This window comes from Rhodovulum steppense (assembly GCF_004339675.1).
Lineage (GTDB): Bacteria > Pseudomonadota > Alphaproteobacteria > Rhodobacterales > Rhodobacteraceae > Rhodovulum > Rhodovulum steppense.
On sequence record NZ_SLVM01000045.1, the window covers coordinates 1 to 14430 of the forward strand.

Sequence of the window (14430 nt, forward strand, 5' to 3'; positions counted from 1 at the left end):
CCTCGGTCAGCCAGTAAAGATTGCTCATAGATCAGGTCTCCTCGCGGAGCCTGAATCACGCCAAAGACCTGAAATCAATGGGTCTGGAGCCTAGGTCATTTTTCCCTCGATAAAATCATGAAGGGCGCGTACCCGGTAATTCCCGAGCCAAAGTCTACGCCTATTTTTCCATAACATCAGTGCCTTGACAGATCGCGCGCTTCTTGGCAGCTGATAAAAGACACGTGAGGCATTGTGGGCCGGGACTGCTTGAAGATGGTGCAAATGGATCGACAGATGAGGGAGGCGACGGCCGGTTCGCGCAAGCGGCAAAAGGCAAAGGCAAGTATCTGCCCTGGAAGCTTTTCGGGCGCGGACTTGCCGATCACCAGTTTCGTTGCGCCCCAGGAGTGCCCGCTTTCCAGGGTGGAGGCGGCCAAGGCTCTCGGGATCTCGGTCCGGTATCTCTTCACGCTGAGAAAACGCCTCGCGACCGAAATCGAGGTCTGTGAATGGCGAGGCCGAAGGCCCGTATTTTACAGGACTCACATCGAGGCAGTTAGGAATGCGTTGAAATGTGGAAACGTAATGGTTCCCAAGGCCAACGCAAATTCGCGAAGTGGCGGAATGGTGACTGGGTTTTCGACGAGTACATCCTCGGTCGCCGTGTACGAAGACGCCTTGGCATTCGCGACAGGAGCATGAAGGCGCTTGCCGAAGAGGCTGCCCGGCTGCTTTTCGCGACCAAGATGCACGACTTCATGAATCCGCGGTGCGATCCGACATTCGCCGAGGCCGCGGGGCTCTACATGAAGGTCACGAAGCAGACACGGTTCCTGGCGAAGCTGATCCTCTATTTTGGTCCCGAAACGCGCCTGAGTGAAATCGACGATCTGGCAATTTGCAGGGCAGCCGCGGCGCTCCTGCCCGGCGCAGCGGAGTCGACCAGCCATCGGCAGATCTACACGCCGATCACCGCGATTCGGAACTTCAACGCCGGAAAACGCCGGGTTCCGCACCAGGACGGGAAACGGACCCGCTGGCTGACCCCCGAAGAAGCCGAAAGGCTGATCGCGGTCGCGTCGGACCCGTCTCGTGCGGGCATTCATGATCCCGATCGGCAGCTCCTGAAGCTCATCGTCTTCCTGCTGGCGACGGGGGTCCGGCCCGGAGAGGCCTTCGTGATCGATGTCGGGGATTTCAACTGGGGGACGCGCGAATGTCTGATCCGCGCGGACCAGGTCGGAGCGGGCAAGACGTGGTCAAGCAGACGTTGGGTGCAGTTCCCGGAACGGGCGGTCGAGCTGATCGGAGCGCTTCCGGAATCCGGTCGGGCCTTTCTGAAGCCCAACGGTCAGCCCTACGTCTTGCGAGAATACGGCGGCGGGCAGATTGCGAAGCACTTCGCAAGGATCTGCGCCGCGGCCGGCCTGGGGCCCGAGGTCACCCCCTACACGCTCAGGCATACCTGGGCAACCTGGTTCAGTGCGCAGGTCGGAGACCACGATCGACTGCTTGATCGCGGTGGCTGGGCGAAGTCGGATACCGCGCGGCGCTATCGCAAGCGGGCGCCCGGCGATCTTGCCCAGCGCCTTCTCGATCATGGCTGGGACTTCCGGGCATGATATGGTCAATTCCCGTTTCGCGCCGGAGAAAATTCATGATTAACAGAGCCTTGGACAGAAAAAACGCTCCCTTAGCAGGGGAGCGCCTTCGACCACTCGGCCACGTCTCCGCTGATGGGTATAGCCGCGCAAACCGTGGAAATACAAGGCGAAATCAACAAGGGTCATCAGCGCCCACCCCAGGGAACCGAACCCGTTGAAATGGCATGAAAAGACAGCATCCGGAACTGTTTCCGGGCAAGGTGCAGCCGCCTTCGTTCCCTCTTCGCTCCAAGCCCCGGCGACGTCGACGGCGCCCTGGACGGGACGACAGGCCGCAGCTCACCGTGACCACAGCACGGGCCTGCATCGGGAGCGGCGCTTGCTGCTGGATCTGGTGGAAGTGTTGAAGTCCGCGCCGACCGCCAAGAAGGCGCCGCGACGCAGCTCTTCCGTCGGGATGACCTGTTCATCGACGCCCCCTCGACCTTGATTGCGCAGTCCGACGCATCCGCTCGACGCCGCCGACACCATCCGCGCATCTGTTCCGGCCAATCCGGTCGCCGCGGGACGTCACCGCGGAACCTCGGCCTGGATGCCGCTCTCGGCTGCCCGCATATCCCCGGGCAGGACACCTGCCTGCGCCATGAAACGACGGATGACCATGTGCCGAGGGCTCGCTTGCGGCCTCATCACAGGCGCGCGGACAGGGCATTCCCGCGTCAGAGCCGCGCACCCTCCAAATCCGAACCGATGGCGCCGAGATACCGCGCCCTGTGCCCGGTCGTTGCGGTCAGGGCTCATGGCCGAGCGCGCCCATCCCGCAGTGTATCCCGGGAAGGGCGCGACCGCCCCGCGCGGGCCATGGGGCATGAACCGACGACGCCAGAGGGGCTCACGGCAACAGGATCACCATCCCGGCGAGATCCTGGAGCGCCCCAGGTCATAAAGCGAGGCCGACGATGCGCGCCGAGGGGGGGGCACCATCGAGGGGGCTTGCCCGTTCCCGGGCCGCTGACTAGGTTGACGGCGCATAACCCAGAGACCCCGAAATGCGGATCGGCATATTGCAGACCGGCCATGCGCCCGAAAGTCTTCGGACAGCGCATGGCGATTATCCCGACATGTTCACGCGCCTGCTTGCGGGCCACGGATTCGACTTCGTCACCCATGATGTCGAGGCGATGGACTTTCCCGCATCGCCCCTCGACGCCGGGGGCTGGCTCATCACCGGCTCGCGCCATGGCGTCTACGAGGACCATCCCTTCATCCCGCCGCTGGAAGAATTCATCCGCGCCGCGATGGAAGCCGCGGTGCCGGTCGTGGGCATCTGTTTCGGCCATCAGATCATCGCCCGGGCGCTCGGCGGGCAGGTCGAGAAATTCGCTGGCGGCTGGGCGGTCGGGCCGACCGATTACCGGATAGAGGGGCGGAACTACCGGTTGAACGCCTGGCACCAGGACCAGGTGATCCGCCCGCCCGAAGGGGCGGTCACGGTCGGCGGCAACGATTTCTGTGCCCATGCCGCGCTGATCTATGGCGACCGGGCGTTTTCGGTGCAGTCGCATCCCGAATTCGAGCGGGACTTCATCGCCGGCCTGATGCAGACCCGGGCGCCAGGGCTGGTGCCCGAGCCCGTATTGGCCGAGGCGCGTGCGCGGCTGGACCAGCCCACCGATTCCCAGGCCATGGCCGCGCGCATTGCGCGGTTCTTCACCGAAAGGCGCTAATCCGATGTCCAACTGGCTCGACCAGCTTCCGGAGGCCGTCGCGGCCTATCTTGGCGGGCGCAAACCCGACGAGGTGGAATGCATCGTCGCCGATCTTGCCGGGGTCGCCCGCGGCAAGGCGATGCCTGCCTCGAAATTCGCCACCCAGACCCGGTTCTATTTGCCGAACTCGATCTTCCTGCAGACGATCACCGGCGACTGGGCCGACATTCCGGGCCAGGCCTTCACCGAGCCCGACATGATCCTGACGCCGGACTTCACCACCGCCACGGCCGCGCCCTGGACGGCCGACCTCACGCTTCAGGTGATCCACGACATTTCCGATCAGGCGGGCAACCCGGTTTCCATTGCGCCGCGCAACGTTCTCAAGCGCATCGTCGGGCTTTACAATGCGCGCGGCTGGAAGCCCATCGTCGCGCCCGAGATGGAATTCTTCCTTGTCGCGCGCAACGTGAACCCCGCCGAGCCGGTGGAGGCGCCGATCGGCCGGTCAGGCCGCAAGGCCGCCGCGCGGCAGGCCTATTCGATGAGCGCGGTGGACGAATACGGCCCGGTGATCGACGACATCTACGATTTCGCCGAGGCCCAGGGGCTGGAGATCGACGGCATCCTGCAGGAGGGCGGCGCGGGTCAGGTGGAACTGAACCTGCGCCATGGCGATCCGGTGCGGCTGGCCGACGAGATCTTCTTCTTCAAGCGACTGATCCGCGAGGCGGCGCTGCGGCATGACTGCTACGCCACCTTCATGGCCAAGCCGATCGAGGACGAGCCCGGCTCTGCCATGCATATCCACCATTCGGTGGTCGAGACGGTAACGGGCCGCAACATCTTCTCGGAATCCGATGGCGGCGAAAGCCCGGCCTTCATGCATTTCATCGCCGGGTTGCAGACGCATATGCCATCGGTCGTCGCGCTGCTTGCGCCCTATGTGAACAGCTATCGCCGCTATGTCCCCGACTTTGCCGCACCGATCAACCTGGAATGGGGGCGCGACAACCGCACCACCGGGCTGCGCGTGCCGGTCGCCGAACCCGAGGCACGCCGGGTCGAGAACCGGCTGGCCGGGATGGATTGCAACCCCTATCTGGGCATCGCGGCGTCGCTCGCCTGCGGCTATCTGGGCCTGGTCGAGGGCGCCCAGCCCAAACCCGAATACAAGGGCGACGCCTATTCCGGCGACGAGTCGATCCCGCGCAACGTGTCCGAGGCGCTGGACCTTTTCGGCGCGTCCCCGGCGATGCGCGAGGTTCTGGGCGAGGAGTTCTGCGCCGTCTACGAGTCGGTCAAGACGCTGGAATACAAGGAATTCCTGCAAGTCATCAGCCCGTGGGAGCGTGAGCATCTGCTGCTGAACGTATGAACCTGCTGTTTGCCAACGACCGCCGCGGCGCCTGGCCGGCAAGCTGGTATGCCGAGGTCACGCCGCCGCTGGACCCGTTCCCGCCGCTTCAGGGCGACATGCGGGCGGATATCTGCGTCGTGGGCGGCGGCTATACCGGGCTCTCGGCGGCGCTGCATGCGGCCGAGGCCGGGGCCGATGTCGTTCTGGTCGAGGCGCATCGGATGGGCTTCGGCGCCTCGGGGCGCAATGGCGGGCAGGTCGGATCGGGTCAGCGGCTGCATCAGGACGCGCTGGAGCGGATGCTGGGCGATGCGGCCGCCACCCGACTCTGGCATCTGGCCGAGGATGCGCGCGCGCTGGTTGCCGATCTGATCGCGCGGCACGCCATCGACTGCGACTACCGCCCCGGCGTGGCCTATGCCGAATGGACCGCGCGCGGTGTGGCGGACGCACATGGCTATGCCGAAAAGCTGCGCCGCGACTATGGCTACGATCTGGTCGAGCCGCTGACCCGGGACGAGATGCGCGCGCTTGTGGGATCGCCCGCCTATCGCGGCGGGGTGATCGACTGGGGCGCGGGGCATCTGAACCCGCTGGCCTATGCGCTGGGGCTGGCGCGGGCCGCCGCCGCGGCCGGGGCGCATCTGCATGAGGGCACGCTGGTCCAGCGCATCGAGCCGGGGACGCGGCCCGTCGTGGTCACCGAAAGCGGCCGCGTGACGGCCGACCGGGTGATCCTCGCGGCGAACGGCTATCTGGGCGGGCTTGACCGGCATGTGGCCGCCCGGGTCATGCCGATCAACAATTTCATCGTCGCGACCGAACCCTTGGGCGAGCGCGCGGCAAGCGTGCTGGCACGCGACATCGCGGTGGCCGACAGCCGCTTCGTGGTCAACTATTTCCGCCTGACGCCCGACCGGCGGCTTCTGTTCGGCGGCGGCGAAAGCTATGGCTACCGCTTCCCCCAGGACATCCGCGCCAAGGTGCGCAAGCCGATGCTTGAGGTCTTTCCTCATCTGGCGGATGTGAACCTGACCCATGCCTGGGGCGGCACGCTCGCGATCACCCGCACCCGCCTGCCCCATCTTGCCGCGCCCGCGCCGGGTATCCTGTCGGCGGGCGGCTATTCCGGGCATGGGGTGGCGCTGGCCACCCTTGCGGGCCGTTTGCTGGCCGAGGCCGCGCAAGGCCGGAGCGAGGGCTTCGACACGCTCGCCCGCCTGCCCTGCCCCCCCTTCCCGGGGGGCGCTGCGCTGCGCAGCCCGCTTCTGGCACTGGCGATGGCGTGGTTCGGCCTGCGCGACCGGCTGGGCATCTGACCCCTGGCGCGGCATTGTCCGCGGCCGGGCTTTCCTTTACAGGAAATCCGAAAGCGCTGTTCAGGAAAGGCGAACCCATGCCCCTCGCCCCCAATGTCCACGACGCCGAACCGATCCCCGAGGCCGCGCGGGTCGAGATCGACCGGCTGCTGCAATCGGGCGACCTGTTCCGCTATAACGCCGCTGCCGATGCGCCTGTGACGCTGCTCGAGCGCGAGTTCGCGACCCTGATGGGCACACGCTTCGCGGTCGCCGTCTCGTCCTGTTCGGCGGCGCTGTTTCTTTCGCTCAAGGCGCTGGACCTGCCGCGCGGCGCGCGCGTCCTGATCCCTGCCTTCACCTTTGCTGCCGTGCCCTCGGCCGTGATCCATGCCGATTGCCAGCCCGTGCTGGTCGAGGTCGGCGCGAATTACCGGATCGACATCGACGATTTCGCCGCAAAACTCGACACCGGCATCGCCGCCGTCCTCATCAGCCACATGCGCGGCCATACCTCGGACATGGACGCGATCCTTGCGCTATGCGCGGAACGCCAGATTCCGGTGATCGAGGATGCGGCCCATTCGCTGGGCACGCTCTGGCATGGCCGCAGGGTCGGCACGCTGGGCGCCATCGGGTGCTTCAGCTTCCAGTCCTACAAGCTGGTGAACGCGGGCGAAGGCGGCATGCTGATCACCGACGACCCCGACCTTGCCGCGCGCGCCGTCATCATGTCGGGCGCCTATGAGCATAACTGGAAGAAACATGACGGGCTGCAGAACAGCTATGCCCGCTGGCAGAACCGCCTGCCGCTTTACAACATGCGGATGCAGAACCTGTCCGCCGCCGTGATCCGACCGCAATTGTCCCAGATCGACCGCCGCGTGCGTGACGGCCGGGCGAACCACGATTACATGGCCGACCGGCTGAACGCCTGTCCCTGGATCGACGTCCCCGCGCCCCTGCCCGGCGAGGACCGCGCGCCCGACTCGATCCAGTTCAACCTGGTGGGCTACGACACCGATGCCGAGGCCGTCGCCTTCCAGAACGAGGCTGCGACGCGCGGCGTGTCGGTGCAGGTCTTCGGGCTGAGCCGCGACAATGCCCGCGCCTTCTGGAACTGGCAGTTCATCGAAGGGCCACTGCCCGACCTGCCCCGGACGCGCGCAATGCTGATGCGCGCCTGCGACACCCGCCTGCCGGCAAGGCTGATCCGCGCTGAACTCGATGTGATCGCGGATGCGCTGATCGCGGCTGCCCAGACGGTCAAAGGCGTCGAGACCCGCGCCTACGGCACCTGAGGCGGATCAGCCGTTCATCTGGGACAGTTTGCGCTGCAACTCGGCCAGTTCGCGGCGGATATCCTCAAGCTCGGCGCGGTCGGAACCCCCGTCGTCCTCGTCGCGGCCCGGCCCCGAACTGACCGCCCAGCCTGCGGTCATCGCCTTCAGGAACGCCTCCTGCTGCGCCTTCAGCGCCTCGAAGCCGGGCATCGCGGCCGCTGCCATCGGGTTCATCCTGCCCATGTTCTCCATCATCTTCGACTGGCTCTCGCGCAGCATGTCGAAGCTTTGCGCCAGGAACTGGGGCACGATCGAATGGGCCGAGGTGGTGTAGCTGCGCACCAGATCCGTCAGCACGTTGATCGGCAACACGCTTTCGCCCTTGCTTTCATGCTCGGCGATGATCTGGAGCAGGTATTGCCGGGTCAGGTCGTCGCCGCTTTTCAGATCGACGATCTTCACCTCGCGGCCCTCGCGGATCACCTTGGCGATATCCTCCAGCGTGACGTAATCGCTCGTCTCGGTGTTGTAGAGACGACGGCTGGCATAGCGCTTGATCAGCAACGGATCTTTCGCGTCGGTCACTGGCGGGCCTCCCTCGATGGCAATGCCGCAGAGCGGCGCAGCCAAGCTTATGCGCTGCAAAGCCAAAAAGAAAGGGCGGGCACAAGGCCCGCCCCAGTATTGACCATTCGACAGGGAGGAGGAGTCGAGGCCAATTCGAATATTTGGTTCACACCGCCGGGGTGGAGACCTTCTTGACGGTCTTCGTCGCGGTGGTGGTGGCTTTCTTCATCGCCGTGGTGGCGTCCTGAGAGAAGTCCTTGCCCGCGGCCAGCATCAGCTCGACGGTTTCCATCTGGACCTTCTTGGCGACTTCGGCGAAGGCGGCCATGTTTTCGGCAGCCATCTCGGCCGAGGCGGAGGCGAAATCGGTCAGCGACTTGGTGTAGTCGGTGGGCTCATCCTTGACGGTGGCCACTTCGCCGAACTTGGCCAGCGTGTCCTTGGTCCACTTGGCGGAGATCTCGGTCGATTTCTCGGCCGCTTCCAGCGCGACCTTCGACATCTTCTCGGCCAGCGCGGCCTGGGTCTTGAACGCGTCCTGCATGGCGGTCGGGTCCATCGAGAACGCCGACATCATGTCCTGCATCATCTTGGTGAAGTCTTGGGTATCAGCCATTGGGGGTCTCCTCTTGCGGGCAACCCGCCCGCCTCTGCTGTGATCCTGAAAACAACATACATGCTGCACTGCAGCATTTCAAGTCTTTCCGCTGCGGTGCAGCAAAAAATCGCCGGGGACATGCCGTCAGGCGGTCTTGCCCGCCAGGACGTAGATCCCGGGCGCGTCGCACAGCGCCTCCAGCGGCCCCTCGCCGGGAATGCGCGCGGGCACCTGCTTGCCGGAACGGCGGCTCAGCCACTCCTGCCAGCGCGGCCACCATGACCCCTCGTGGAACTCGGCGCTCGCGCGCCAGTCGTCCGCGGGGGTCTCCTTCAACGGTGCATCGCTCGTGTAATGGCCATATTTCCGCTTGCTCGGCGGGTTCACGATCCCCGCGATATGGCCTGACTGCGACAGGATGAAGGTCTTGTCCCGGCTGCCCATCCTGCGCACGCCCTCATAGGACGAGGCCCAGGCCGCGATATGGTCGGTCTCGCAGGCGATGGCGAATACCGGCACCTTGACCTCCGAGATCTTCACCCTCTCGCCGCAGATCTCGAAGCCCTCGCTGGCGAACCGGTCCCCCTGGCAGAGCCCGCGCAGGTATTCCACCACCATCCGCCCCGGCAGGTTCGTCGAATCGCCGTTCCAGTAGAGCAGGTCGAAGGCGGGCGGGCGTTCGCCCATCATGTAATTGCGGATCGCGGGCCGGTAGATCAGATCATTCGAGCGCAGGAAGGAAAACGTCCGCGACATGAAGAAACTGTCCAGATAGCCGTTCTCGGTCACCTCGCGCTCGATCCCGTCAACGAAATCGTCGTCGAGGAACACGCCCACCTCGCCCTGGTCCGAGAAATCGGTGAGCGTGGTGAAGAAGGTGGCCGAGCGGATCGAGCGGTCCTTGCGCTTTTCCATCAGCGCCAGCGTCAGCGACAGCGTCGTGCCCGCGATGCAATAGCCGATGACATTGACCTTGTCCTCGCCGGTGATCGCCTTCACCTGCGCGATGGTTTCCAGATAGCCTTCCTCGACATAGGTATCCATGCCGACATCGGCATAGCTGGCATCGGGGTTCACCCAGGAGACCACGAACAGCGTATAGCCCTGATCCACGATCCACTTGATCAGCGAGTTCTTCGGCGTGAGGTCGAGGATGTAGAACTTGTTGATCCAGGGCGGGAAGATGATCAGCGGTGTCGCGTGCACCGTCTCGGTGCTGGGCGCGTACTGGATCAGTTCCAGCATCCTGTTGCGGAAGACAACCTTGCCGGGCGTGGTGGCTAGGTTCTGGCCCACGGTGAATGCCTCGCGGTCGGCCAGCGTGACGAGGATCTCGCCCTCATTGGCCTCGATGTCGCGCACCAGGTTTTCCAGCCCGTCCACCAGCGACTGCCCGTCGGTCGCCACCGCCTTTTCCAGCGCCTCGGGATTGGTGCCCAGGAAATTCGCGGGCGACATCAGGTCCACGATCTGCTGGGTGAAATATTCCAGCCGCTTGGCATCCTTGGGCGACAGCCCCTCGACCTCGCGCACCGCCCGGGCGATCGCCTCGGCATTCATCAGGTATTGCTGCTTGACGAAGTTGAAATAGGGATGCGTCTGCCACAACGGGTTCGAGAACCGTGCATCGGGTGGCGTGCGGTCCTCGGGCGCCTTGAGCGTGCCGCGCGCCAGCGCCTCCTGCGCCTCGACGAAATGCTTCAGCGACTTGCCCCAATACGCGACCTGATGCTCGATCAGCTTGGAGGGGTTGCGCATCATCTCGACCATGTAGGCCGCGGCCGCCTTCATGTAGAGATCATGGCCCGGCCCCTGCAGGTTCGGGTCGATCCGCCGCTTGCGCGACACCGCCGACATGAGACGCTCGGTCAGCCCCTCCAGCTTGGCGAGGTTCTCGTTCAACCGTTCGAGATTCTTGCCCGGCGCATCTTCTTCAGTTGTCACGGCGCGGTTTCCCCCTTACTTTTCGCGTTTGCAGCATGCCGCCTCCCCGGCTTTCGCTGTCCCTGCATCTCCGATATCCTATCGGAAAAGGAGTGGCGAATGAAATACATGGCGACCTACGACCTGATGGAGACGGCGCGCACCACCAACCAGTGGCTCGGCGCGACGGCGCAGGCCATCGGCTCCTACCCTGCCGTGAGCATGGTGCCCAACCCGTTCTTCCGGCTTGTCGCGGCCTGGGGCGAGGTCACGGAACGCACATTCGCACGGATGGTCGCCAAGCCGGACTGGAACATCAACACGGTGGTCGCAGGCGACGGGCGCGACCATATCGTCTCGGTCGAGAAGGTCGTGCAGCGCCACTTTGGCGACCTGATCCATTTCCAGGTCCATGGCCGTCCGCCGAAGCCGCGCCGGGTGCTGCTCGTCGCGCCGATGTCGGGCCATTATGCCACGCTTCTGCGCTCGACCGTGGCGAGCCTGCTGCCCGATTGCGAGGTCTTCGTCACCGACTGGCACAATGCGCGCGACATCCCCGTCTCGGCAGGCAAGTTCGACGTGGAGGATTACACCCTCTACCTTGTCGATTTCATGAAGTTCCTCGGCCCCGAAACGCATGTGATCGCGGTCTGCCAGCCCGCACCGCTGACGCTGGCCGCGACCGCCTACCTGGCCGCCGAGGACCCCGACGCGCAGCCCCGGTCGCTGACGCTGATCGGCGGGCCGATCGACCCCGATGCCGCCAAGACCGATGTCACCGATTTCGGCCGCCGGGTGACCATGGGCCAGCTCGAACAGGTCGCGATCCAGCGCGTCGGGTTCAAATATGCGGGCGTCGGTCGGCTAGTCTATCCGGGGCTGTTGCAGCTTGCATCCTTCATGTCGATGAATGGCGACCGCCATTCCCGGGCGTTCTCCGAACAGGTGCTGCGCGCGGCCAAGGGCGAGGCGTCGGACCACGACAAGCACAACCGTTTCTATGACGAATACCTTGCCGTCATGGACATGACCGCCGAGTTCTACCTGTCCACGGTCGAGCGTGTCTTCAAGCGCCGCGAGATCGCGCGCAATGTCTTCAAGGTGGCAGGCCGCCAGGTCGATATCGCCGCGATCACCGATGTCGCGGTCAAGACCGTCGAAGGGGCGAATGACGACATCTCGGCGCCGGGCCAGTGCATCGCGGCGCTCGACCTGCTGACCGCCCTGCCCGAGTCGAAAAAGGCCAGCCATCTCGAACCCGGCGCGGGCCATTACGGCATCTTCGCGGGCAAGAGCTGGCGCAACAATATCCGCCCGCTGGTACTGGAGTTCATCGACGCCAATTCCGGCACACCGCAACCCGGCCGCGCGCATCTGCGTACCGTCTGAGGCCGCGCCCGCCGGGCGCGGGCGCCTTCGGCGCGTGGGTATTTGGACCAAGAAGAAGACAGGCGGCGCGGACGATCAGCGCGTCGTCAGGTCCGTGATGGCGGCCTCGATCAGCGCAAGGTTGTCCGGCTCCGAGAACCGGTGGTCTGCCCCCTTGACCAGCGTCAGGCGCGCATCGGCGCAGTCGATGTGGTCGAGCAGCCGCAGCGCGACCGATACCGGCACATCCTCATCCGCCGTCCCCTGCAACAGCCGCACCGGAAAGGGCAGCCGCAGCGGCGTGCGCAGCACGAGGTTTGCGCGCCCGTCCTCGATCAGGCGGCGGGTGATCGTGTAGGGGCTGTCGGCATAGGCAGAGGGGATCTCGATCCGGCCTTCGGCCATGATCCGGGCGCGCTGGGCCTCGGTGAAGCCCGCCCACATGCTGTCCTCGGTGAAGTCGGGCGCCGCCGCGATGCCCACCAGCCCCACGACCCGTTCGGGCATGGCACGCGCCAGCAACAGCGCGATCCAGCCGCCCATGGACGATCCGACCAGCACCTGCGGCCCCTCGGTCAGCGCGGCGATGGCGGCCGCGGCATCCGCCGCCCAGTCGCCGATGCAGCCATCGGCGAAGGCGCCCGAACTTTGGCCATGCCCCGAATAGTCGAAACGCAGGAAGGCGCGGCCCTCTGCCCGCGCCCAGGCCTCCAGATGCGTGGCCTTGGTGCCGGTCATGTCGGACATGAAGCCGCCGAGGAACACCACCCCCGGCCCCGCGCCCGGCAAGCGGTGATGGGCAAGGCGGCGGCCTTCGGGCGTTGTCAGGAACTCGGGTGCGGGCATCGGGATATCTCCTGTGGCGGGGCGAGCCTAGGCAGGCGGGCGGCCGGTCGCAACCCCGCCCCCTTGCCCGGACCCGGCTTTTCCGCTTTGCTCGCTCCATGACCGGACCCCGTTTCACCGATCTCGTGGCCAGCCTGCCCGCCACCGTGCCCTTCGTCGGTCCCGAGACGCAGGAGCGTGCCCGTGGCCGCCCCTTCCGCGCGCGGCTGGGCGCCAATGAAAGCCTGTTCGGCCCCTCGCCGCGCGCCGTTGCCGCGATGCAGGAGGCCGCACGGGAAGCCTGGAAATACGGCGATTCCACCAGCCACGACCTGCGCGCGGCACTGGCGGCCGATCTGGGCGTGGCGCCCGGGAATGTCATGGTCGGCGAGGGGATCGACGGGCTTCTGGGCTACCTGGTTCGGATGCTGGTCGCGCCCGGCGATCCGGTCGTGACCTCGGCCGGCGCCTATCCGACCTTCAACTACCATGTCGCAGGCTTCGGCGGCGCGCTGCATCTGGTTCCCTTTGCGGGCGATCACGAAGACCCCGACGGGCTGATCGCACGGGCGCGGGAGGTGGGGGCGAAGCTTGTCTACCTGTCGAACCCGAACAACCCGATGGGAAGCTGGCACCCGGCTGCGCGCGTGCAGGCGATGGTCGAGGCGGTGCCCGAGGGCACGCTGATGGTGCTGGACGAAGCCTATATCGAGTTTGCCCCCACGGGCACCGCGCCGCCCATCGACCCCGACGACCCGCGCGTGATCCGCTTGCGCACCTTTTCCAAGGCCCATGGGCTGGCCGGTGCGCGGGTGGGCTATGCCATCGGGGCGGCCCCGCTGATCGCGGGTTTCGACAAGGTGCGCAACCATTTCGGCATGTGCCGGATCAGCCAGGCGGGCGCGCTGGCCTCGCTGGGCGATCCTGCATGGCTGGCCGAGGTGGGCGCCCAGGTCGCCGCCGCGCGGGACCGGATCGGGGCCATCGCGCGCGCGAACGGGCTGGTGGCGCTGCCCTCGGCCACAAATTTCGTCACCGTCGATTGCGGCGGGGACGGGGCGCTGGCGCGCGCGGTGCTGGCCGGTCTGGCCGAGCGGGATGTCTTCGTGCGGATGCCCGGCGTGGCGCCGCTGGACCGCTGCATCCGGATCTCGGCAGGGCCGGAGGATCAGTTGGATGTACTGGCCGAGGCGCTGCCCGGCGCGCTGGCCGCTGCCCGGTGATCTGGTCACAGACAGCGCACGCAGGATCGGTCACAGCAGGTCCAAGCCAACCCCCAGCGCCGGAGCGCCGATGAAACAGACCCTCTTGATGGAGAAATATCCCGTCTTCGGCATGGACCTGTCCAAATCCGAGACCTCTTGCCAGAGCGTCGATGACATCATGGCCGCCCTCAGGGCGCGGATCGACGCCCATCCCAAGGTGGCCTTCATCGCCATCTTCGACCATTTCGCGCATACCACCGCGATCGGCGGCACCATCGGCGAAGGGATCCGCGACGCCCGCAACATCGTCTTCTGTTTCGGGATCGCGCTGCCGAACGCCCATGTGCTGGCGGTCCGGCCCCGGTCCATCGGCGTGGCCGATCTGGGTGAGCGGTTCCACATCACCTTCATGGAACCGCCGATGGAGATCGCGACGCGCGAGATGGAAGCCTGGTGCAAGGCGCTGGCCGACCGGACCTGAGAGAGCATCGCCGGGCGCAGGGGGGCGCTGCCCCCCTGTTAGTGTTCAGTGGGTTTGATCCCCGTGGCTCACTGGGTTTGATACCGGAAGAGGGTCGAGGTCCGGGGGCTATCCCGGATGGCCCGGCATTGTCCGGCATTGTCCGGCATTATCGGCCGGGCCGGGACTTCTGCCACCAGGCGGGAAGGGCGCTCTTGCCGGCGCGGCGCTCGGGCGGGAGTGCTTTT

General features: G+C 65.8%; 13 protein-coding genes. 9 read left to right on the top strand and 4 right to left on the bottom strand.

The genetic code is table 11. The features are described from left to right. The first annotated feature begins 276 nt into the window (after positions 1-276). The 6 genes from EV216_RS18410 to EV216_RS17615 all read left to right on the top strand — a co-directional run bounded on the left by EV216_RS18410 (position 277) and on the right by EV216_RS17615 (position 7254). Positions 277-684: a hypothetical protein gene (locus EV216_RS18410; RefSeq protein ID WP_165899321.1), complete on the top strand. Its 408-nt coding sequence runs from the start codon at positions 277-279 to the stop codon at positions 682-684. Further along, positions 681-1604 (top strand): tyrosine-type recombinase/integrase, encoded by a 924-nt coding sequence (locus EV216_RS17595; protein WP_165899322.1) that lies wholly within the window; start codon positions 681-683, stop codon positions 1602-1604. Before EV216_RS18410 ends, EV216_RS17595 begins: the two co-directional genes overlap by 4 nt. A 1031-nt stretch (positions 1605-2635) precedes the next feature. Continuing rightward, the gene (locus tag EV216_RS17600; protein ID WP_132697121.1) at positions 2636-3313 is read left to right on the top strand and encodes a type 1 glutamine amidotransferase; all 678 of its coding nucleotides are present in this window, start codon (positions 2636-2638) and stop codon (positions 3311-3313) included. A gap of 4 nt (positions 3314-3317) precedes the next feature. Continuing rightward, complete coding sequence (locus EV216_RS17605; protein WP_132697123.1) at positions 3318-4673, top strand: glutamine synthetase family protein; 1356 nt, start codon at positions 3318-3320, stop codon at positions 4671-4673. Then, on the top strand, positions 4670-5974 hold the full coding sequence (locus EV216_RS17610; RefSeq protein ID WP_132697125.1) for an NAD(P)/FAD-dependent oxidoreductase: 1305 nt from the start codon (positions 4670-4672) through the stop codon (positions 5972-5974). The genes EV216_RS17605 and EV216_RS17610 overlap by 4 nt, the downstream gene beginning before the upstream one ends. Before the next feature lie 77 nt (positions 5975-6051). Further along, a complete protein-coding gene (locus EV216_RS17615; protein WP_132697127.1) occupies positions 6052-7254 on the top strand; it encodes a DegT/DnrJ/EryC1/StrS family aminotransferase in 1203 nt (400 codons plus the stop codon). A gap of 6 nt (positions 7255-7260) precedes the next feature. On the opposite strand, the gene phaR is transcribed toward EV216_RS17615, so the two are convergent. The 3 genes from phaR to EV216_RS17630 all read right to left on the bottom strand — a co-directional run bounded on the left by phaR (position 7261) and on the right by EV216_RS17630 (position 10345). Then, positions 7261-7821, bottom strand: a complete 561-nt coding sequence (gene phaR, locus EV216_RS17620) for a polyhydroxyalkanoate synthesis repressor PhaR (protein ID WP_132697129.1) — start codon at positions 7819-7821, stop codon at positions 7261-7263. Positions 7822-7969: 148 nt separating this feature from the next. Beyond that, positions 7970-8419 carry a phasin family protein gene (locus EV216_RS17625; RefSeq protein ID WP_132697131.1) on the bottom strand — a complete coding sequence of 150 codons (450 nt, stop codon included), beginning with the start codon at positions 8417-8419 and terminating at the stop codon, positions 7970-7972. A 126-nt stretch (positions 8420-8545) separates the two neighbouring features. Continuing rightward, positions 8546-10345, bottom strand: a complete 1800-nt coding sequence (locus EV216_RS17630; RefSeq protein WP_243642126.1) for a PHA/PHB synthase family protein — start codon at positions 10343-10345, stop codon at positions 8546-8548. Between the two features lie 99 nt (positions 10346-10444). On the opposite strand from EV216_RS17630, the gene phaZ reads away from it, so the two are divergent. Further along, positions 10445-11713 carry a polyhydroxyalkanoate depolymerase gene (phaZ, locus tag EV216_RS17635; protein ID WP_132697133.1) on the top strand — a complete coding sequence of 423 codons (1269 nt, stop codon included), beginning with the start codon at positions 10445-10447 and terminating at the stop codon, positions 11711-11713. A 75-nt stretch (positions 11714-11788) separates the two neighbouring features. Here the strand turns inward: phaZ and EV216_RS17640 are convergent, their stop codons facing one another. Continuing rightward, positions 11789-12538, bottom strand: coding sequence for an alpha/beta hydrolase (locus EV216_RS17640; RefSeq protein WP_132697135.1), 750 nt, complete (start codon positions 12536-12538; stop codon positions 11789-11791). A gap of 98 nt (positions 12539-12636) precedes the next feature. Between EV216_RS17640 and EV216_RS17645 the strand changes: the two genes are divergently transcribed. Together EV216_RS17645 and EV216_RS17650 are read left to right on the top strand one after the other, a co-directional pair. Further along, positions 12637-13740 (top strand): pyridoxal phosphate-dependent aminotransferase, encoded by a 1104-nt coding sequence (locus EV216_RS17645; protein ID WP_132697137.1) that lies wholly within the window; start codon positions 12637-12639, stop codon positions 13738-13740. Between the two features lie 70 nt (positions 13741-13810). After that, a complete protein-coding gene (locus EV216_RS17650; protein WP_132697139.1) occupies positions 13811-14203 on the top strand; it encodes a DUF6858 family protein in 393 nt (130 codons plus the stop codon). Positions 14204-14430 lie beyond the last annotated feature (227 nt).

Excerpts from the sequence above, each read along its gene's own strand:
- EV216_RS17650 (WP_132697139.1), top strand. The coding sequence starts at position 13,811 with ATGAAACAGACCCTCTTGATGGAGAAATATCCCGTCTTCGGCATGGAC.
- EV216_RS17625 (WP_132697131.1), bottom strand. The coding sequence starts at position 8,419 with ATGGCTGATACCCAAGACTTCACCAAGATGATGCAGGACATGATGTCG.
- EV216_RS17600 (WP_132697121.1), top strand. The coding sequence starts at position 2,636 with ATGCGGATCGGCATATTGCAGACCGGCCATGCGCCCGAAAGTCTTCGG.
- EV216_RS17645 (WP_132697137.1), top strand. The coding sequence starts at position 12,637 with ATGACCGGACCCCGTTTCACCGATCTCGTGGCCAGCCTGCCCGCCACC.
- EV216_RS17610 (WP_132697125.1), top strand. The coding sequence starts at position 4,670 with ATGAACCTGCTGTTTGCCAACGACCGCCGCGGCGCCTGGCCGGCAAGC.
- EV216_RS18410 (WP_165899321.1), top strand. The coding sequence starts at position 277 with ATGAGGGAGGCGACGGCCGGTTCGCGCAAGCGGCAAAAGGCAAAGGCA.
- EV216_RS17640 (WP_132697135.1), bottom strand. The coding sequence starts at position 12,538 with ATGCCCGCACCCGAGTTCCTGACAACGCCCGAAGGCCGCCGCCTTGCC.
- EV216_RS17595 (WP_165899322.1), top strand. The coding sequence starts at position 681 with ATGAAGGCGCTTGCCGAAGAGGCTGCCCGGCTGCTTTTCGCGACCAAG.
- phaZ (WP_132697133.1), top strand. The coding sequence starts at position 10,445 with ATGAAATACATGGCGACCTACGACCTGATGGAGACGGCGCGCACCACC.
- EV216_RS17615 (WP_132697127.1), top strand. The coding sequence starts at position 6,052 with ATGCCCCTCGCCCCCAATGTCCACGACGCCGAACCGATCCCCGAGGCC.
- EV216_RS17605 (WP_132697123.1), top strand. The coding sequence starts at position 3,318 with ATGTCCAACTGGCTCGACCAGCTTCCGGAGGCCGTCGCGGCCTATCTT.